Source organism: Delftia sp. DT-2 (assembly GCF_028401915.1).
GTDB classification, from domain to species: Bacteria; Pseudomonadota; Gammaproteobacteria; order Burkholderiales; family Burkholderiaceae_C; genus Comamonas; species Comamonas tsuruhatensis.
In genome coordinates, this window is record NZ_JAQOTI010000001.1 from 411,668 (window position 1) to 431,635 (window position 19,968).

A 19,968-nucleotide genomic window follows, 5' to 3' on the forward strand; every position below is an offset into this window, starting at 1 on the left:
GACCACATTATTGACTACGTGGGATAGACGGTCGGCCTGATGTGGTTCGTAGTGGTTGGGAGGCCGCGGTGGCTTCACGCTTGAAGTCAATCAGGTGAAATTGGCACGGAAAAAATCGATCACCTGTTTTTCGGCAAATTTGAAAGACTCAAGTTGACGCAGCAAACTGGGATCCAGGATTTCGGCTACGCGATGCCGGGCCGCTTCCGGATGGAATCTTCGTCTGTGCCTTCCAGTCACCTCGGCGGCGGCGGTCAGCGACTCGAACAGTTTGCTCTTGGGGTCTGCCAGCTCTTCTATGGCATTTGCCTTGGGAAGTTTTAGCGGAATGCGCCCCTCGGGGTTGCCTGCTGCTGAGCGGATTGCCCTCTCGTCCAACAACAGCCAACTTTCGGTCATTCGTACAGGCACAAGGCAGATATGCGGCCGATGCTGGGTTACAGATTCCGCCAGTGCAGTCCGAATTTCCTGAACGCGGTTCGCAAGAGGTTCGCGCTCTGCATCTCTGTGAATAAATAGCAGATCGCAAGGGAAAAGCTCTATTACCCGCGGTATTCTGGATTTGAGTGATCCTGAATGAAGGCCTTCAGCAAAAAGCGTGCGATGAGGAAGTGGGCTCCATTCATCCAGAAGATACTGGACGATGGGTAGCAAAGTACGGTCGGAGGTTCCGTCGGTGATCAAGGTCGCTGTGAGGGTTTTCATGCACTGACCATCCCATCAAGCACTATGAAAAAGATCCAGTGTCTCACTGGGTAAATGGTCTACAACATGTTTTATGCCATTGCTCTTCGATTTCATCCTCATGCCAGATAGGTAGGCGTGCAACTCACCCCTTGTGATAAAGCCTGTCTCGGAAGTTGCCAACACACGCTCTCGCCAAGTCCCTTTAATCGGTTTGAAATTTGCGAACGAGGCTCCCCGCAGACGCAAAGACTCCGCAAACAGTAGCTCGTCGTCCAAAAGCTCAGCGACGACCAGTGGAGAGTGTGTATTGATAATGACCTGACGCAGTGAATGCTGAACGGCCAGTTCTTCTCCCGATAGGTCAGCATCGGAAAGCTCTTTCACCAAGCGAAGCATTTCTGGAATGCGCAAAGGGTGGATGCCGTTCTCAGGTTCTTCCAAGCACACCAGTCCTTCGGCATCTGGATCACTGGCAAGTACGGCAAGGGCAAGAAAACGAAGCGTTCCGTCGGATAAAGAGCTTGCAGAGTACGGACGTCCATCGCTCATTTTTACTGACAATGTGCGTTGCTGCCTCGCCTCGTCGGTATCTACATCCAAGGCCGTCACGCCGGGAATCAGGTCGGCCAGTCTGTTTGCGATGTCTCCGTATCTCCCTAAGCGAAACAACGTATTAGGCATATGCGCGCCAGTTGAGGAAAGCGACGCATCGCCAAAAACATCATCCGGCGCGCGCAATGCCGAAGGCTCCAATTGCAACATGCGCCAGGACTGCATTTCTCGGCGGGCTGCCAATGCCGTTGGGTGCGATGAAAGATTAACGCCAGAAAGAATGGTTTGAGGACTCTTGCGGGCCGAGATTTTCTGAGGCTGACCGCCGCCTCGATCACTGCGTAGCAGGATCGTGACGTCCGAGTCTTTGTTATCGGTTTGGATGAAAGGCGACGTACGTGCACCGGGTCCGAAGATGAGTTTCTTATTCTTTGCCAGATCTGAGCCACCGTTGAATGCAAGGAATTTTTGCGCTTCACTGGATGGCTTGGCACGCAATTCTTCGTGCTCGATGTAGATCGGATCCTTTGAAGAGCCCGGTGCTGCTTCTGTATTAAGTCGAAGCACCAAGGAGTATTCAAGCAATGTTGCTGTTGGCTTGACACTGCGGTCAAAGTCATCAACGACCTCATTGCGAACGATCATTTCTGCGAGAAACTCCATTCGAAGTTCTTTCTCACCTTTTTCATGGAAAAAAAGAGATGCAAACTCAGATGCTCGACCATGTGTGCCACGCACGTTGCTGCATGCCTTGAGAATGGGCATAGACGCTAAATCGCACAAAAAAGTTATCGCATCGAACAGGTTCGATTTCCCGACACCGTTGGCGCCAGCAATACATGTGAACAGACCGAACTGGACATCGATCTTTCGGAGATTCTTGAACCCAGAGACTTTCAAGCGAGTCAACATGATGTTCCTTGGACGATTTGCAGGCGATGCTTTGGCTTAGGCGGTGTGGGGTCGTTACAGAACGTAATCGTGAGGGCCTAGCCGAGCACCGTCAAAGTATGACGCCATGCGCTGGGCGATGGTCTTGCAACTTTGGGAAATTTGAGGTCGCCACCCTCAAATATGTCCGAAGAGAGTCGGATGCAGCGGAGGAGAAGGCACATTCTGGTACGGAGGCTTGGAGTCAGGCACTTATATCCTTACTGCGCCAACTGCAGCGAGGCGTACCTACAGTGCTTCTACCCCATGCCCGCCACCACCCACTCCTGCGGAAACGCCATCCCATCATCCTTGGCAATCTTCCTGAGGATATGCAGGCAGGCGCTTTGCAGATCCTGCACCACGGCCTGCCGGGCGGCGGGGCCATCCCTTTGCTCCAGCGCATGGATCAGCCGGATGTGGGGATGTTCGGCCGCGCGGGCGTAGGTGCCACGGTACAGGTAGCGCACGGACGGGCCGCACTTGAGCCACAGCAGGCCGATGAGGCTGGCCAGCACGGGCTGCTGCGCGGCTTCGATGATGGAGAAGTGGAAGCGCTCGTTGGCGATCAGCGTGGCGTCGTCGTCCACGGCGATGGATTTTTCCAGGTCCTGGTGCAGCCGGGTGAGGGTGTCGATGAAGCCCTGGCCCGGATGGCGGCTGGCGGCGGCTGCGGCGGCGCGGCCTTCCAGTTCGATGCGCAGGGCGATGATTTCCACGTACTGCTCCACGCTGAGCACGGGCACGGTGGCCACGCCGCGGTCGTCCAGGTCCAGGGCGCCTTCGGAGGCCAGGCGCTGTATGGCATCGCGCACGGGCGTGGGGCTGATGCCGAACTCTTCGGCCAGGCTGCGGTAGACGAGGCGCTGCGCGGGTTGCAGCTGGCCTCTCACGATGGCGTCACGGATCTGCAGATAGGTTTTTTCGGCAAGGGTCTGATTGGTTCGGATCTGTGAAAAAACGCTGGACATCGGGCCTCCGCAACTGCTTGGGCGCAATGGTACCTCCCGGGGGATGGTGGGGTGACCGTCACATCCGAGCGTGCCTGGTCCACGGGCTAACCCCATGTTTGATGTTTGATGCATCAAGTACCATGCATCAAAATCCAGGGAGGAAACATGCCCGTATCACCATCTAACCGCCGCCAATGGCTTGCCATGGGCTCGGCCCTTATCAGCCTTTCTTGCGCGGCGTCCGCTGCATCCACCACCTATCCATCCAAGCCGCTGCGAATCCTGGTGCCCTATGCCGCAGGCGGGGCCTCGGACAACATCGCGCGCCAGATTGCGGCGGCCATCACGGGGCAGACCGGACAGGCCGTGGTGGTGGACAACCGCCCTGGCGGCTCGGGCGTGATCGCCGTGCAGGCCCTGCAGGCCGCACCCGCCGATGGCCATACCTTTGCGGTCTTCGATCCCTCGGTGGCGTCGATGAACCCGTTCCTCTTCAGGAAGCTGGCCTATGACCCGGAGCGCGCACTGGTGCCGGTCACCGTGTTGGCGCGCAATCCGATCGCGCTGGTGGCCTTGCCTTCGTTTCCTGCAGGCAGTGTCCGGGAGCTGGTGGCCCATGCCAGGTCGCATGGCGACCTGAGCTATGCCTCCACCGGCAATGGCAACGGCACCAACCTCGCCATGGAGATGTTCCTGGCCGGCAGCGCCATCCAGATGGTGCACGTGCCCTACAAGGGCAGTGCGCCGGCCATGCAGGCCCTGCTGGCGGGGCAGGTGCCCGTCTTCATGTCCGACCTGCCCACCGTCGTGCCTTATGCCCGGTCGGGCAAGGTCCGGGTCATCGCCGTCACGGGAGACCGGCGCTCGCCGCATCTGCCCGATGTGCCGACCTTCGCCGAGGCGGGCGCGCGCGGGGTGGAGATCGCCAACCATTTCAGCGCCTTCGTCGCTGGCGGCACGCCGGCCGCCGTGGTGGAGCAGCTCAACGCCGTGCTGCACAAGGCCCTGGCTGATCCCCGGTTGCAGAAGAATTTCTCGGAAATGGCGCTGGAGGTTTCGCCGTCCACTCCGCAGGAGCTGCGCGCCATGGTCAGGGATGACTCCGAGAAATACGGTGCCGTGATCAGGCGCCTGAACCTGAGCATCGATTGATGGAGTGAGGCGCACATGACATACACGCTGCAAAAAACAGAACCCTCGCTCCGGGCACTGGCCGACGGCCTGGAGTTTCCCGAAGGCCCGGTGGCCATGCCCGATGGATCGGTCGTGCTGGTGGAGATCGCCAACGGCTGGCTGACCCGGGTGACGGCCGATGGCACAAGGCGGCAACTCGTCCACCTGGGCGCAGGCCCGAACGGTGCCGCCATAGGCCCCGGCGGCAAGCTGTTCATCTGCAACAACGGTGGCTTCCAGTGGCACCGCAGTGTGGAGCATGGGCTGCGGCCCATAGGCCAGGCCAACGACTATTCGGGCGGGCGCATAGAGGCCGTGGACCTGGCCTCGGGCCAGGTCGAATGCCTGTACACGCAAAGCGGCAGCGGCCCCTTGAAGGGGCCCAACGACCTGGTCTTCGACCGGCATGGCGGGTTCTGGTTCACCGACCACGGCAAGGTGCGGCCGCGCGAGGTGGACCGGGGCGGCGTCTGCTACGCGCTGGCCGATGGCAGCGCCATCCGCGAGGCCGCCTTCCCGCTGTGGTCGCCCAACGGAATCGGTCTTTCTCCCGATGAGAAGACGCTCTACGTGGCGGAGACCTTCACGGGGCGGCTGTGGGCCTTCGATATCGGCGAGCCCGGGCACATCCTGGCCCGGCCCTGGCCCGATTCGCCCAATGGCGGACGGCTGGTCTGCCGCCTGCCGGGCATGCAGAACATCGACTCCCTGGCCGTGGATGCCGAAGGGAACATCTGCCTTGCCACGCTGGGCGAGGGCGGCATCACCGTGGTCTCGCCGGCCGGGCAGGTGCTGCACCGGGTCGAGCTGCCCGACCCCATGACGACCAACATCTGCTTTGGCGGCCCAGACCTGAAGACCGCCTTCGTCACCCTGTCTTCATCGGGGCGGCTGGTGGCGCTGGACTGGCCGTGTCCTGGATTGCCTTTGAATTTCCTGAATAGATAAGTTCCCCCTGGCTTCCCTTTCCGTATCGCTGGCGATTGCCATGGCGAGGGAGCCGCTACGCCTTTTTTTGTTGAACGGAAACCGCACCCCATGTCGAAACCCCTGAGCAACCCTGGATTGAACAAGCAGGACACCGTAGGCCACCTGGTGGCCCGGGTCCTGAAGCGGCACGGCATCACGCAGTTCTTCGGGCAGAGCCTGCCCAGCATGTTCGTGTTGGCCGCCGAGGAACTGGGCCTGCGCCAGATCGCCTACCGCACCGAGAACGCGGGCGGCTACATGGCCGATGCCCATGCCCGCATGAGCGGCAGGCCGGCCGTGATCACCGCGCAGAACGGGCCGGCCGCCGCGCTGCTGGTGGCTCCGCTGGCCGAGGCGCTGAAGGTCTCCATCCCCATCATCGCCCTTGTGCAGGACGTGGCGCGCGACCAGACCGACAGGAACGCCTTCCAGGACCTGGACCACATGGGCCTGTTCAAGCCCGTGACCAAGTGGGTGCGGCGCGTGGACCAGGCATCGCGCGTGGAAGACTATGTGGAGCAGGCCATCATCGCAGCCTGCAGCGGCCGGCCTGGCCCCGTGGCGCTGATGCTGCCGGCCGACCTGCTCACCGAGCCTGCCCAGCCCTCCAGCGTGCCCCGGCCCGCTGCACTGGCCCGCTTTCCGCTGGACCGCGCCGTGCCCGAACGGCAATTGCTGGAACAGGCCGTGGGCGCGCTGCTCCAGGCCCGTGCGCCGGTCATCGTTGCCGGTGGCGGCGTGCACATCTCGGGTGCCAGCGAGGCACTGAGCGCCTTTGCCGATGCGCTGAGCCTGCCCGTGGCCACCACCAACATGGGCAAGGGTGCCGTGGCCGAGACGCATGAGCTGTCGCTGGGCGTGGTCGCCAACTGCCTGGGGCCAAATGGCTCGGGCCGCTACCTGAAGGATTTCGTGGCCGGGGCCGACGTGGTGTTCCTGATCGGCAACCGCACCAACCAGAACGGCACGGACAGCTGGACGCTGTACCCGCGCGATGCGCAATTCATCCACCTCGATATCGACGGCCAGGAGATAGGGCGCAACTACGACGCCATGCGCCTGGTGGGCGATGCGCGGCTGGCGCTGCAGGCCATGCTGGACATCGCCGGGGCGCTGGATCTGTCGGCCCGTACCGGCCAGCGCGCTGCCTTGGCCGCACGCATTGCCGAGGGCAGGGAAAGGCACCGGGAGGAGTCGGCCGAAGTGCGCCTGTCCAGCGCCGCACCCATACGGCCCGAACGCATCATGCATGAGCTCGACGCCCTGCTGACCGCCGAGGACACCGTGGTGGCCGATGCCAGCTACTCCACGCTGTGGGTCACCAACTACCTGACCGCGCGCCGGGCCGGCCAGCGCTTCCTCACGCCGCGCGGCCTGGCGGGCCTGGGCTGGGGCATGCCCATGGCCATGGGCGCGCGCCTGGCGCAGGACGGCGGCCAGGTGTTCTGCCTGGTGGGCGACGGCGGCTTCGGCCATGTGTGGTCGGAGATGGAGACCTGCAGGCGCATGGGCATCAAGGTCATCACCGTCCTCATCAACAACGGCATCCTGGGCTATCAGAAGCATGCCGAGCATGTGAAGTTCGGCGAGCACACCTCGGCCGTGAACTTCAGCGGCGTGGACCATGCGGCCATCGCACGGGCCTGCGGCATCCACGGCGTGCGCGTGGAATCGGCCGATGCCATCGCCCCCGCGCTGCTCGCCGCCATGGCCGCCGAAGAGGCCACGCTGATCGAGGTCATGTGCACCGAAGACGCCTTTCCCCCCATCACCTTCTACACGCCGGAGAGCCACTGATGAGCGCGCCTGAGAACTTCCCCATCCGCACGGCCCTGGTGACCGGCGCCGCACGCGGCATCGGCCTGGCCACCGCCATCGAACTGCTGCGCGACGGCCGCCGCGTGGTGCTGGCCGACCTGGCCGCGCCCGACCTGGATCGGGTCCCGCAGGAACTGCGTGCCCGGGCCAGTGCCGTGGTGCTCGATGTCTGCGACGAGGCAGCCCGCCAGCGCGTGGTCGGCGACATTGTGCAGCGCCACGGCGGCGTGGACATCCTGGTCAACAACGCCGGCATCAGCCTCAAGAACGCCAGCGGCCAGTCCAACGGCATCCTCGAAGTGGGGCTGGGCGAGGTGCAGCAGATCCTGGACGTCAACCTGCTGTCCATGCTGCGCCTGTGCCAGCTGGCGCTGCCGGGCATGAAGCAGCGGGGCTGGGGGCGCATCGTCAACGTGTCCTCGCTGGCCGGGCGCGGCAAGTCCATCGTGGCCGGCCCCGCCTACATGCTGAGCAAGTCCGCCGTGCTGGGCCTGAGCCGCTCCATCGCCTCGGAGATGGGCCAGTACGGCATCACCACCAACTGCGTGGCGCCGGGCCGCATCCTGACGCCGATGGCGCAGCAGGCCGGCGACGAGGTCAACCGCCGCTATGCCGAGCAGATCCCGGTGCGGCGCCTGGGCGAGGCGGCGGAGGTCGGTGCCGCCATCCGCTACCTGTGCAGCGAGTCCGCAGGCTTCACCAATGGCGCCGTGATCGACGTCAACGGCGGCTTCTTCATGAATTGAGGAAGGACGACCCCCTGAGCGGCTGCGCCGCTTCCCCCTCTCGCTTCGCGGGGGGACGGCACCCTCGGTGCGGGGCGGCGCGGCCGGCCTAGGCCCCTCCTCGGTGCCCCCACTTCCAGGGCGTGCCTGTTTCCCGGTCAGTGGGCAGTGCGCAGCAACGTGAAAGCACGACTTCCAAAGACGACAGAACCCAAGATCGCAACGAGAGACAACCATGCATGCATATCCATCCCCCGCATCTCGCAGATGCCTGCTTTCGGCCTTCTGTGCGGCAGCGCTGGCGGCCGCAGCCGGCGCCCCGGCGCTGGCCCAGGGCACGGACGCGTTTCCCGAGCGGGAGCTGACCCTGATCATCAACTACGGCGCAGGCGGCAATACCGACGTGGCCTCGCGCGCCATCGGCAATGCCATGGAGGGCCTGCTCAAAAAGCCCGTGGTGCCCAACAACCGCGCGGGAGCGCAGGGCACGCTGGGCGTCTCGTCTCTGGCCCGGCAAAAGCCTGACGGCTATACGCTGGGCGTGGTGACGTTTTCGACCATCGCCATCACGCCCCACCTCATGAAGGTGGACTACAAGGTCGATGACTTCGACTTCATCGCAGGCGTGGCCCGCTACCGCTATGGCGTGGCCGTGCGCGCGGACTCGCCCTATAAAACCATGGCCGACCTGGTGGCCGCGTCCCGCCAGGGCAAGGGCATCTTCTTCGGCGCGCCGTCCGCGCCCAACAACCTGGCCATGTACGAGCTGGGGCGCAAGACGGGCGGCAGGTTCGAGGAGATCAACTACAAGTCCGGCGCAGAGACCGTGGCCGGCCTGATCGGCGGGCAGGTCGATGTCATCGTGCAGAACCCTTCGGACATCGTCCAGCACGTCAAGGCCGGAAAAATGCGTCTGCTGGCCAGCGCCAGCCCCATGCGCTGGAAGGAGTTGCCCGAGGTGCCCACGCTCAGGGAGCAGGGCTACGACGTGGAGATCGACTCCTGGATCGGCCTGGCCTACCCCAAGGGCGTGCCCCCGGCCCTGCGCGACAGGCTGGAGCGCGTCGCCATGGCCGCAGCCGAAGGTCCCCAGGTCGCGCGTGTCTTCGAGTCGGCGGGCGTGGACCCGGCAGCTCTCACCGGAGCCGAATACCGCAGGAAGCTGGTCCAGGGCCATGAGTCCATGGGCGCGGCCATCAAGGCAGCGAATCTGCCGCGCATGAACTGAGGGCGGTCCGGCGGCCTGCCGGCCTTGATGCACGGGTGCTGCTGCAGCATGGCCGAAAGATCATGAAAGGCCGCTCGTCGGCGGGGGAGCGCTCGCGCCCGCTCCCTGCGTTCGCTGCACCGGTCCACCAGGTAGCCTGTGCAGTCCAGCCGGTGCAGTCCAGCCGGTGCAGTCCAGCCGGTGTGTTCGCGCGTCAGCTGGGTGAACTTGACCAGTTCCCCCAATCACGTACACCGCGCGCAGGGGGCGAGTGCCTGCATCTCAGCGCGGCGCCAGGAACAGCTCCATGCGCTGCAGCTCCTCATCCAGCGCACTGCGAAAGGCGGCATCGCCGGGCGCCGCGCCGGCCACATAGCCGAATGACGGCTCCAGCCGGCCGTCGCGCGCCTGCAGGTTGGCCCAGCCGATCACATGGCCGCGCCAGAGCATGGGCAGGGCGTAGTAGCCCAGCTGACGCTGAGCTGGTGGCGTATAGGCCTCGAACTTGTAGGTCCAGCCCCAGAGCAGCGTGAAGCGGCGCCGGTCCCAGACCACGGGATCGAAGGGCGCGAGCAGGCGCAGCCGCTCGTCGAAGACATGGCGGCGCGAGCGCGGGTTCTCGTCGGCGGGCCAGTACCAGGTGGTTCCGTCGATGCGGCAGCTGGCCAGCTGCTCGCGCGCCAGCCGCAGCGCCACCTGGGTCTGTTGCGCCAGGTGGGGCGCGCCATAGCCCAGCAGGCGCACCAGGTAGGTGAGGCTGGGGGCTGGCAGCGGTGCGTATTTGCGCACCACCAGGTCGATCAGCGCGGCGGCGCGCCGGGCGCTGGCGGCGGGGCTGTCGTCGGCCGGCGGGTGAGCGATGGCCTCGTAGACGCGCGTGCCGCTGTCGCGGCGCTTGACGCGCAGAAGGCCCCGGTAGTGCATGCCGTCGAGCAACTGCGTGCTGGCGCTGCCCGAGCCGCCCCAGTAGTTCTTCACGCTTCCGTGCGAGAAATGCTGCTCCACCTCGCGCGGATGCGCGGCGCCGCGCTCGCGCACAAACGCCAGCACCTCGGCGGCCTTGCGCTGCGTCTCGGCATCCCAGGCCTTGCGGGCCTGGCGCGGGTGCATCAGCGCCAGGTGCTCGCTGGGCAGAAAGCCGTAGTTGACCAGGCAGTCCTCGTCGATCGGCAGGCGCGCGTAGCGGCGTTCCAGGTCGCCGGCGCGGTAGTCCTTGACGCGGTGGCGCAGCGTCAGGTCCTGCGCCCGGGCCGGCGCGCGGATCGGGTCTGCCTGCACAAAGCCCAGGCGCTGTATGGCCGCAGGCAGGGTGGTCGGTGTGAACAGGGTGCGTGCCACGGCATGGCGGCGCAGGTCGTCAAGGCTCGGTTCGGTGGGCATGGCTTGATTGGAGCACGGCAGGGCTGCCGTACTTCCTGATCCTGCCGTGCCGCTCAGGCCTTCCTGGCACGCCTGCGCCGCCACAGCGCGCGCAGCACCCAGCCCAGCGGCAGCACCACCAGCACCAGCCAGGGCAGCACGGCCGCCACGAAGGTGATCAGCGCGGCCATGCTCTCGCCCAGCACATGGCCGGCATCGCGCAGCGCGCGGCCTATGGGGCTGTAGCTGGTGCCGCCCTGCACCAGGGCGCGGGTGGGCGTGAACTGGATCTGTATGTGCTGCTTGCTGGTCTGCTGCTCCAGCACCTTGCGCTGGGCTGCCATGGCGTCCAGCTCGGCCTGCGTGTCCGACAGCGTGCGCTGTATCTCCAGCAGGTCGGACATGGTGCGCTTGGTCGTGGTGTCGCGCAGCATCAGGCGCAGGCTGTCGCGGAACTCGGTGCGGTTCCTGATGCGCGCCTCCACGTCGATCACCTCGGCCGTCTTGTCCTCGCTGATGGTGTTCTGCGACACGATGGTGGCCACGCCGGCCAGCGTGCCCAGCAGCCGCTGCACATCGGCCGGCGCCACGCGCATCTCCAGCATGGCGTTGCCGGGCTGCTGGGGCGTCTCGCGCAGAAGGGATGCCGACAGCAGCTCGCAGCGCAGCGTGGCACACAGGTCGCGCACCTGGCCCCAGGCATCGGCCAACTGCGCCTGCGGCACTTCCACGTTCAGCTCCTGGCGCACGGCCAGGAAGCGCTGGGCCATCTCGTCCTGCGCCGATGTCTCTGGTGCGGCTGCTGCCGCATCCTCGGCCTGCACTGTGGCGGCGCGGCCTTGCTTCATGCCGGCGCCGCCCGCCATGGGCGCGGGGGAGGGCGCAGATTCCATGGCTGCTGTGTCATGCCGCTGGTTGCAGCCCGCAAGGGCCAGCGTGGCAGCCATTGCCAGCACGGCCGGCAAGGTCATGCGGGAGGGCAGAGTGGAAGGCCGGGGATGCGTCATGAATTTCCTCTTGAAAACAGGCAAGAACAGGCCGCTGTCAGAACTCAAAGCTCAAGGCTCAAGGCTCAGGGCTTGCCGCCGGGGCCGAACATGGAGTCCACCTCGGACTGCAGCTCGAAGATGTCGGACACGGTGTAGAGCCAGTCGCCCTTTTGCAGATGGCCGGGGTCCGGCGGCGTCTCCACGCAGGCCTTGACCAGGGTGAACTGGCCTGCCGGGTCGGGCAGGAACTTCAGGCCCGATATGGAAAACCGCGCCACCCGCCCCACGCCATCGTTGTAGCGCCGGCCCCGGGCGCGCACGTCGGCCAGCTCCGCCATCTGCGGCACATGGTCTAACACCGCGTCGTAGAACTCGACGATGGGGCTCTGGTTGGTCCGGGCGCAGCCGTGCACGTACAGGGCGTAAAAGCGCCCGTCCAGCTCCATGGCCACCACGTCGGCCGCGCGGTAGAAGGTCAGGCTGTCGGGCAGGCCCGGCGAGCGTTTGGGCGGCGCGGGCGGCGTGTCCAGGAAGTCCTGGCGGATCTGCGCCGACTTGCGAAAGAAGTCATCGCTGAGCGCCACCTCGGCATTGAGCACATCGATGGCCGTGCGCGCAGCCGCGTTCAGGCCCGCGTCGGCCAGGCCGTTCCGGTGCAGCACGATGGCCAGGGCCAGCGCCGTCTTGTGCCGGTACAGGGCCGTTGCCTTGGCATCACCGGCCTGCAGCACGCAGCTCCAGCGCCGCAGCAGGGGCGGCAGGGCATGGCCGCCGTAGTTGGCCGCGATAGCGGCATCGTGCCGGCCCAGCGCAAACGTGCGCGCCATCACGCGCGCCACGTCTTCCTCCAGGGTCTGCACCAGGGTATCGGCTGCCAGCTTGGACAGCGCCTGGGTATGGGTCATGGCCATGGCGTCACTGGCTCCAGTTCGATGGCAGGTTCCTGAAATCCGGCCGGCGGTGGCCGCCGGTGCTGCGTTGTTCGTTGCGGTGCTCGATGCAGTGTTCGATGCTCAGGTCAAAGGCTTGCATGGGTCTGTCGCAGGCGCTTTCGCGCCGGGGCCGTTGGAACGCCGGCCAGTGTGCCCCAAGCCGGGCGGCTGGCGGGGTTTTGGCGGGGTGTGGGCGCCATCGGGTCTGTATCGATCCGCAACCGGCGCGGGCTGCCGTGCTGACGTCTTGCCGTCACATGAACCGGCAAGACTCGTCATTTGCTTTGCATGCGGTTCATGCGGTTCATGCGGGTCATGTCAAAAGGGGGGCGCCGCCAGCCCCGGGGAGATGCAAGATGTTCTGGGACAAGAAGCTCAGGCGCTGGGCCGAGGCCGTGCGCGCGCGGGCCGACCTGCCGGCGCGGCTGGTGCTGTGGAATGGCGAGCAGTTCGACTTCGGCCACTTCGAGCAGCCGCGCGTCACGCTCACCGTGCGCAGCGCCTCGGCCCTGCCGCTGCTGCTGGACCCCAGCCTGGACCACCTGGGCCAGGCCTATGTGAAGGGCCAGATCGACATCGACGGCCGCCTGCCCGACATCATCGACTTCGGCTATGCGCTGGCGCGCCGCATGTCCAAGACCCAGGGCGCGGGCAAGGGACCGGGGCGGCTGGCGCTTGCGGCGCGCGCGGCAAGGCGCTTTCGGCACAGCCGCAGCACGGACCGCGAATCCATCCAGTACCACTACGACGTGTCCGACGACTTCTACCGGCTCTGGCTGGACGAGGGCATGGTCTACTCCTGCGCCTACTTCGAGAACGGCGACGAGGACCTGGCCACCGCCCAGCGCAAGAAGCTGGACCACATCCTCACCAAGATCCGCCTGCAGCCGGGCCAGCGGCTGCTGGACATCGGCTGCGGCTGGGGCGCCCTGGTGCTGCGCGCGGCCCAGCACTTTGGCGCGCACTGCGTGGGCGTGACCCTGTCGCGCAACCAGTTCGAAGCGGCCACCGAGCGCGTGCGCGCCGCAGGCCTGGCCGACCGCATCGAGATCCGCCTGCAGGACTACCGCGACGTGCAGGGGCGCTTTGACCGCATCACCAGCGTCGGCATGTTCGAGCATGTGGGCCGCCGCAACCTGCCCATGTACTTTGCGCACATGCGCGAGCTGCTGGCCGACGACGGGCTGGCGCTGAACCACGGCATCACCTCCACCGATGCGGACGTGGGCGCCACGGCGTTGGGCGGCGGCGCGTTCATCGACCGGTATGTGTTTCCTGATGGCGAGCTGCCGCATCTGAGTCTGGCGCTGGAGGCCATGCAGCGTGGGGGGCTGGAGGTGCTGGATGTGGAGGGGTTGCGGCGGCATTACGTGCGCACGTTGCAGTTGTGGCTGGAGCGGTTTGAGGCTTGTGTGCCGGAGATTCGGGCGTTGGTGGAGGAGGAGAGGTTTCGGATCTGGAGGGTGTATCTGGCGGGGTGTGCTTATGCGTTTGAGCATGACGATGTGTCTATCTTTCAGGTGGTTTGTCGGAGGGCGGGGCAGGGGGCTGCTTCGTTGGCTTGGTCGCGGAGGTATATGTACGAGCGGGAGCTGTCCTGATGTCTTGGGACACGGGCGGTGTGTAGCTTGTTCTTGACCCTGCCGGGGGGTGTTTTTTCGAGGCCGGGTCTCGGCCCGGCGGCCGACCCGCTTTCTTGTCTCGCCAAGAAACCGGGCCAAAGAAGGCGACCCGAATGCCCGCGACCCTCCGCTTCGCTGCGGGCAACCTGCGTCGTGGCGCTTGCGGGGTTTGCCGCAGAACTCTCTGCGCGCTTTGCGCTCCGCTCAGACAACTGCGGCAAGTCAGATCACGAAGCAAGCCTGTCCTTCGGCAGGCTTGCAACCCCGCAAGCGCCACGACGCAGGCGCGGGCATACGGGAAGGGGACGGGGGAGCGGGGGCGGGGAGAGAACTATCGGCGCGATTGTTCTGGTTTTCTGGATGATCCATCCCGGCTGTGCCGGTTTATCGCGGGGGGCTGGCTGCCTAAGCTGGGTGCTTCATCCAAGCACAAGGAGCGTTTCCATGGCAGACCATTCCATTCGCGGCAAGGTCGCATTGATTGCAGGCGGCGGCAAGAATCTGGGCGGGCTGATTGCCCGTGATCTGGCGGGGCACGGCGCGCGGGCCGTGGTGGTGCACTACAACAGCGAGTCTTCCCGGGCCGAGGCAGAGACCACGGTGGCCGCAGTGCGTGCGCTGGGCGCAGAGGCCGTGGCGCTGCAGGGCGACCTCACGCATGCTGGCGCTGTCGAGCGGTTTTTTGCAGAGGCCGTGGACGCCGTGGGCCGGCCGGACATTGCCATCAACACCGTGGGCAAGGTGCTCAAGAAGCCGCTGATGGAGATCAGCGAGGCGGAGTACGATGAGATGGCCGCCGTCAACGGCAAGTCGGCGTTTTTCTTCCTCAAGGAGGCGGGGCGCCATGTCAACGACCACGGCAAGATCGTGACCCTGGTGACTTCGCTGCTGGGCGCGTTCACGCCGTTCTATTCCTCCTATGCGGGCACCAAGGCGCCGGTGGAGCATTTCACGCGGGCGGCGGCCAAGGAGTTCGGGGCGCGGGGTATTTCGGTCACGGCCGTGGGGCCGGGGCCCATGGACACGCCGTTCTTCTACGGCCAGGAAGGCGCGGACGCCGTGGCCTATCACAAGAGCGCGGCGGCGCTGTCGCCGTTCTCGCCTTCGGGGCTGACGCATATCGAGGACGTGGTGCCCTTCATCCGCCACCTGGTCAGCGACGGCTGGTGGATCACCGGGCAGACCATCCTGATCAACGGCGGCTATACCACCAAGTAGGCCAAGTAGAAGGACCGCTGCACGGACTATGCTGCGTCCCATGGACCGACTCGACCGATACCGGATCTTCATGCAGGTGGCCGAGATGGGCAGCTTCATCAAGGCCGCCCATGCGCTGGACCTGCCGCGCGCCACGGTCTCCGCCGCCGTGCAGCAGTTGGAGGAGCAGGTGGGCGCAAGGCTCCTGCACCGCACCACGCGCCAGGTCAGCCTGACGGCCGATGGCTCCCAGTTGCTGGAGCGTGTGCGCCCGCTGCTGTCAGAGGCCGAGGACGTGGAGCAGATGTTCCAGGCCCGCACGCGCCAGGCCACGGGCCGGCTGCATGTGGACGTGCCCAGCCGCATAGCGCGGCGCCTGCTGGCGCCTGCGCTGCCGGGGCTCATGCGCCGGCATCCGGGGCTGCAGCTGGTGCTGGGTTCGTCAGACCGCGCCATCGACCTGGTGCAGGAAGGCGTGGACTGCGCCGTGCGCGTGGGCACCTTGCATGACAGCAGCCTGGTCGTGCGCCCGCTGGGCTGCATTGCCCTCATCAACTGCGCCAGCCCCGCCTACCTGCGCGAGCACGGCCTGCCCGAGCAGCCGCAGGACCTGCTGCACGGCCACTGGAGCGTGGGCTATGCCTCGCCGCGCACGGGGCGGGAACTGCCCTGGGAATGGAGTGGGGCGAGCGATGTGGATGGGGTGAATGGAGTGGATGGGCCGCAGACCCTGGCCGTGCCCAGCCGCGTGGTCACCAACAATGCAGAAAGCTACATCGCCTGCTGCCGCGCCGGCCTGGGCCTGATCCAGATCCCGCGCTATGACGTGCAGCACCTGCTTGACACGGGTGAGCTGGTGGAAGTGCTAAATGCCCACCGCGCAGCGCCCATGCCCGTGGCGCTGCTGTATCCGCACCGCCGCCAGCGCTCGCGCCGGCTGGCGGTTTTCATCGACTGGTTCGAGGCGCTGATGCGGCCGAACCTGGAGCCGTAGGCGCAACCCCGGGCGCCCCAGTCACCGCAGCCGCCCCGGCCGCAGGGTGGGGCTGGGCCCCGTCGTCGTCATGAATGGGCCGGTAGCCCGGCCCGAAGGACACATCGCCCAGCCGCCAGCCCTCGCGCCGGCGAAACGCCCCCCAGAACCGCTTGAGCGTATGCCACTGCATGGCCACCAGCCCGCGCTCGTTGTCGGCATCCACCTCGGGGTCGCTCACGCCCGTGGGGCGCACGGGCTCGTCGGTGTACAGCGCCGTGCCAAACAGCATGTCCCACCAGGGCAGCACCTGCCCAAAATTGCAGTTGTGGCGCGTGGGCCGCTCGGGGTCGCGCAGCATGTGGTGGTGGCGGTGGAACAGCGGGCCCACCAGCACGCGCTCACCCACGCGGCCCAGCCAGCCCAGGCGCAGCCGCACATTGGCGTGCGAGAAGTTCTGCACCAGCTCGCTCAGCAGCCCCAGCAGCGCAAACTCCGAAGGCTCCACCCCCATCGCCAGCCCCACCGTGGCCAGGATGAAGGACTGCAGCATGCCGTCCAGGTAATGGCTGCGGTCATTGCTCCAGCAGCTCATCTGCCGTTGGCTGTGGTGCATGCTGTGCATGGCCCACCACCAGGGAATCACATGCTGGGCGCGGTGCATCCAGTAATACACCAGGTCGTAGACCACGTAGTACACCAGGAACAGCGCCACCGGATGGTCCGCAAACCACGGCACCCAGTGCTTGAGCCCCGTCGCCTCCTCGGCCGCCGGCCCGCCGCCCAGCATGCTGGCAAACGGCATCAGCACCAGAAAACTGAACAGCGGAAACAGCCCCAGCAGCATCAGCAGCGTGTAGTTGCGGTCCACCGTAGTCAGCCGCCGGTCGCTCCAGCGCTCGGCCGGAAACAGACTCTCCAGCGGCCGCATCACCCCCGCGATCAGGAACAGCTGCAGCGCCGCAATCAGCACCGCCTCGGCAATCTCGCGCGGATCACCGGCCGCCTGGGCGATGTCCAGCCAGTGGACGGTGGGGGTTACGGCGTGGGTGGCGAGCCAGGTGATGGCTGCCTGCCACAGCTCGGTCAGTGAAGTCATGTCTTGTGCCTGCAAGAAGGGCCGGGGGAGGGCTGGGGGTTGCGGGCGGGATTATGGGGCGGGGGTGTGGAGGGTGTGTGTGGGGGCGGGAGCAGAGGGGGGGCAGTGGTTGACCCGCAGCAGCGGGTGGAGCGAGAAACTGCAATGCCTGCCCTCAAGCTGGAGCTGATATTTGGAGCTGATGTGCAGGAGTTATGTCCCTCAAGACAAGGAGGCTGTAATTAACCTTCGCATCAAAAAAAATGTCGCAATCCCTCGCGCTGTAATGCCGGTAGTCTTCGGTGTATCTATTCGTATCGGACATCTATACTGACTCAATGGACAAAAGGTCACTCTCCGAAAGCGATATCTGCGACAAATTCATCCGCCCGGCCATGGTGAAGGCTGGATGGAACGGAATGGATCAGATCTACCGTGAATACCCCTTGCGCGCAGGCCGTGTAGTGGTGCGGGGAAAGCAGTCCTTCCGTGACCAGGGTTCGGTGCTCAAGGCCGACTTCGCCCTGTTCTACAAAACCAATATTCCTTTGGCAGTGGTCGAGGCCAAAGACAACAAGCATGCTGTGGGCGCAGGCATGGCGCAGGCGCTGAATTACGCCGATCTGTTGAACGTGCCGTTCAGCTTCACCAGCAACGGCGATGGCTTCGTCTTCCGGGACGCCACGCTGTCCGCAGGCGTGCTGGAACAGAACCTCTCCCTCGACGAGTTTCCGTCGCCGCAGGAACTGTGGAGCCGCTACTGTGCCTGGAAGGGCTGGTCTACCGAGGAAAGCCGCGTGGCTGGCTTTGACTATGCACCTCACAAGAGCCCGCGCTACTACCAGCTCAACGCAGTGAACCGCGCGGTCGAGGCCATCGCAGCCGGCCGGGACCGCGTTCTGCTCGTCATGGCGACGGGTACCGGAAAGACCTACACAGCGTTCCAGATCATCTGGCGCTTGTGGAAGAGCGGCGCCAAGAAGCGAATCCTCTTTCTGGCCGACCGCAACATCCTCATCGACCAGACCATGGTCAATGACTTCCGACCTTTCAAGGGTGCGATGGCCAAACTGAGTCCAAATGCCAAGGGCGTCGAGCGTGTCGATGCACAGGGCCAGGTGTCGATCGAGGATGTGGACCTAGCGGTGAACAAGACGACCAAGCTGGTGGACAAGAGCTACGAGATCTACCTCTCGCTGTATCAAGCCGTCACGGGAGCTGAAGAGCAGAGCAACATCTACAAGCAGTTCAGTCCCGACTTTTTCGACCTTATCGTGGTGGACGAGTGCCACCGCGGCAGCGCATCCGAGGACTCCGCTTGGCGTGACATCCTGACCTATTTCAAGGGTGCCACGCAGATTGGCCTGACTGCGACGCCAAAGGAAACCAAGAATGTTTCCAACATCGACTACTTTGGCGAGGCTGTCTACACCTACACCCTGAAGCAAGGCATCGAAGACGGCTACCTGGCTCCGTACAAGGTGATCCGGGTAGATCTGGACAAAGACACCTTCGGTTGGCGCCCCACTGCGGGCATGACTGACAAGCACGGTCACATCATTGAAGACCGTATCTACACCGGCGCCGATATGAACCGTAAGCTCGTGCTGGAGCAGCGCGATGTGACGGTGGCTGCCAAGATCACGGAATACCTTAAGGCCACTGACCGTTACGCCAAGACCATCGTCTTTTGCGAAGACATTGACCACGCCGCGCGCATGCGTCAGGCACTGGCCAATGCCAACGCCGATATTTGCGCCTCTCAGTCCAAGTACGTGGTTCAGATCACGGGTGACAACCAAGAAGGCAAATTGGAGCTGGACAACTTCATCGACCCAGAGAAGCCGTATCCGGTGATCGCGACCACATCCAAACTCATGAGCACGGGCGTGGATGCACAGACCTGCAAGCTCATCGTGCTCGACCAGGGCATCAAATCGATGACCTTGTTCAAACAGATCATTGGCCGCGGCACGCGGCTGCGCGAAGACCTGGGCAAGACCTGGTTCACCATCCTTGATTTCAAGCGCGCCACCGAACTGTTTGCCGACAAAGATTTCGATGGTGAGCCCGTGCAGGTGTATGAGCCGGTTGCCGATGCACCTGTGGCCCCGCCTGAGCCTTCCCCTTGCGATGTCCCCGCCAGTGCGGGCGTCTCGCTCGCGGGTATAGATGCTCTCAAGCCTTTGGGCCCCTTTGCCGGCGCGCCATCAGATGGCCCGAAGAAGTACGTACTTGGCAGCAATGTCACCGTGGTCGTGGCGCGTGAGCGGGTGCAGTATCTCGACTCCAACGGTAAGCTGATCACTGAGAGCCTGCGCGACTACACCCGTATCAATCTTCGCAAGCGATACGACTCGTTGGACCAATTTCTCCAAGCCTGGGACCAGGCCGACCGGAAGGCGGCTCTGTTGAAGGAACTGGAGGGGCAGGGTGTGTTGCTGGAAGCACTGGCTGACGAAGTTGGCAAGGAGCTAGACCCCTTCGATTTGCTTCTGCACGTCGCTTACGATCAACCCAGGCTCACCCGCAGCGAGCGCGCCCGGCGTGTGCACAAGCGCAACGTTTTCACACAGTACGGCCCCATGGCGCGCAAGGTCATGGACGCCCTGCTCGACAAGTATGCGGACGAAGGCATCACCACCATCGAGAGCAACGACATCTTCAAGCTTCAGCCCTTCACTGATCTGGGCAGCCCGGTGGAGCTGGTACGCAGCTTTGGTGGTCGCACCCAATACCTGAGCGCCTTGCAGACCCTGGCGCGTGAGCTGTACGCTATGCCCCCCGCCACCTGACCGTGGCCC

16 protein-coding genes are annotated in these 19,968 nt (G+C 64.8%); 9 read left to right on the top strand and 7 right to left on the bottom strand.

All coding sequences use genetic code 11. The features are described 5' to 3' along the window. Positions 1-90: 90 nt before the first annotated feature. The 3 genes from PO605_RS01960 to PO605_RS01970 form a co-directional block, all read right to left on the bottom strand. The gene (locus PO605_RS01960; RefSeq protein WP_047468872.1) at positions 91-705 is read right to left on the bottom strand and encodes a DUF4276 family protein; all 615 of its coding nucleotides are present in this window, start codon (positions 703-705) and stop codon (positions 91-93) included. 15 nt (positions 706-720) lie between these two features. Next, entirely contained in the window at positions 721-2,151 is a 1,431-nt protein-coding gene (locus PO605_RS01965) for an AAA family ATPase (protein ID WP_074921572.1), read from the bottom strand. A 278-nt stretch (positions 2,152-2,429) separates the two neighbouring features. Next, on the bottom strand, positions 2,430-3,140 hold the full coding sequence (locus tag PO605_RS01970; RefSeq protein WP_047468874.1) for a GntR family transcriptional regulator: 711 nt from the start codon (positions 3,138-3,140) through the stop codon (positions 2,430-2,432). A gap of 147 nt (positions 3,141-3,287) precedes the next feature. Here PO605_RS01970 and PO605_RS01975 point away from each other — a divergent pair, with 147 nt between their 5' ends. The 5 genes from PO605_RS01975 (at position 3,288) to PO605_RS01995 (ending at position 9,035) form a co-directional block, all read left to right on the top strand. Beyond that, complete coding sequence (locus tag PO605_RS01975) at positions 3,288-4,274, top strand: Bug family tripartite tricarboxylate transporter substrate binding protein (protein ID WP_272205893.1); 987 nt, start codon at positions 3,288-3,290, stop codon at positions 4,272-4,274. A 15-nt stretch (positions 4,275-4,289) separates the two neighbouring features. After that, positions 4,290-5,243, top strand: coding sequence for an SMP-30/gluconolactonase/LRE family protein (locus tag PO605_RS01980; protein WP_272205894.1), 954 nt, complete (start codon positions 4,290-4,292; stop codon positions 5,241-5,243). A 90-nt stretch (positions 5,244-5,333) separates the two neighbouring features. Continuing rightward, the gene (locus tag PO605_RS01985) at positions 5,334-7,061 is read left to right on the top strand and encodes an acetolactate synthase catalytic subunit (RefSeq protein ID WP_272205896.1); all 1,728 of its coding nucleotides are present in this window, start codon (positions 5,334-5,336) and stop codon (positions 7,059-7,061) included. Next, positions 7,061-7,828 carry an SDR family oxidoreductase gene (locus PO605_RS01990; protein ID WP_212646138.1) on the top strand — a complete coding sequence of 256 codons (768 nt, stop codon included), beginning with the start codon at positions 7,061-7,063 and terminating at the stop codon, positions 7,826-7,828. Before PO605_RS01985 ends, PO605_RS01990 begins: the two co-directional genes overlap by 1 nt. A gap of 214 nt (positions 7,829-8,042) precedes the next feature. Beyond that, on the top strand, positions 8,043-9,035 hold the full coding sequence (locus tag PO605_RS01995; RefSeq protein ID WP_046239758.1) for a tripartite tricarboxylate transporter substrate binding protein: 993 nt from the start codon (positions 8,043-8,045) through the stop codon (positions 9,033-9,035). Positions 9,036-9,296: 261 nt separating this feature from the next. Here PO605_RS01995 and PO605_RS02000 read toward each other — a convergent pair whose 3' ends face one another. The 3 genes from PO605_RS02000 to PO605_RS02010 all read right to left on the bottom strand — a co-directional run bounded on the left by PO605_RS02000 (position 9,297) and on the right by PO605_RS02010 (position 12,273). Next, positions 9,297-10,394 (bottom strand): DNA glycosylase AlkZ-like family protein, encoded by a 1,098-nt coding sequence (locus tag PO605_RS02000; RefSeq protein WP_272205897.1) that lies wholly within the window; start codon positions 10,392-10,394, stop codon positions 9,297-9,299. Between the two features lie 53 nt (positions 10,395-10,447). Then, entirely contained in the window at positions 10,448-11,380 is a 933-nt protein-coding gene (locus tag PO605_RS02005; protein ID WP_272205898.1) for a DUF4349 domain-containing protein, read from the bottom strand. 65 nt (positions 11,381-11,445) lie between these two features. Further along, positions 11,446-12,273, bottom strand: a complete 828-nt coding sequence (locus PO605_RS02010) for a hypothetical protein (RefSeq protein ID WP_272205900.1) — start codon at positions 12,271-12,273, stop codon at positions 11,446-11,448. Positions 12,274-12,650: 377 nt separating this feature from the next. Between PO605_RS02010 and PO605_RS02015 the strand changes: the two genes are divergently transcribed. The 3 genes from PO605_RS02015 (at position 12,651) to PO605_RS02025 (ending at position 16,107) form a co-directional block, all read left to right on the top strand. After that, positions 12,651-13,895 carry an SAM-dependent methyltransferase gene (locus tag PO605_RS02015; protein ID WP_272205901.1) on the top strand — a complete coding sequence of 415 codons (1,245 nt, stop codon included), beginning with the start codon at positions 12,651-12,653 and terminating at the stop codon, positions 13,893-13,895. Positions 13,896-14,360: 465 nt separating this feature from the next. Continuing rightward, positions 14,361-15,134 (top strand): SDR family oxidoreductase, encoded by a 774-nt coding sequence (locus tag PO605_RS02020; protein ID WP_272205902.1) that lies wholly within the window; start codon positions 14,361-14,363, stop codon positions 15,132-15,134. 40 nt (positions 15,135-15,174) lie between these two features. Next, on the top strand, positions 15,175-16,107 hold the full coding sequence (locus PO605_RS02025) for a LysR family transcriptional regulator (RefSeq protein ID WP_272205903.1): 933 nt from the start codon (positions 15,175-15,177) through the stop codon (positions 16,105-16,107). On the opposite strand, the gene PO605_RS02030 is transcribed toward PO605_RS02025, so the two are convergent. After that, on the bottom strand, positions 16,061-17,185 hold the full coding sequence (locus PO605_RS02030) for a sterol desaturase family protein (protein WP_272205904.1): 1,125 nt from the start codon (positions 17,183-17,185) through the stop codon (positions 16,061-16,063). The two genes, PO605_RS02025 and PO605_RS02030, sit on opposite strands and share 47 nt — an antisense overlap. A 317-nt stretch (positions 17,186-17,502) precedes the next feature. Between PO605_RS02030 and hsdR the strand changes: the two genes are divergently transcribed. Next, positions 17,503-19,959: an EcoAI/FtnUII family type I restriction enzme subunit R gene (gene hsdR / locus PO605_RS02035; RefSeq protein WP_272205905.1), complete on the top strand. Its 2,457-nt coding sequence runs from the start codon at positions 17,503-17,505 to the stop codon at positions 19,957-19,959. The last annotated feature ends 9 nt before the right edge of the window (positions 19,960-19,968 follow it).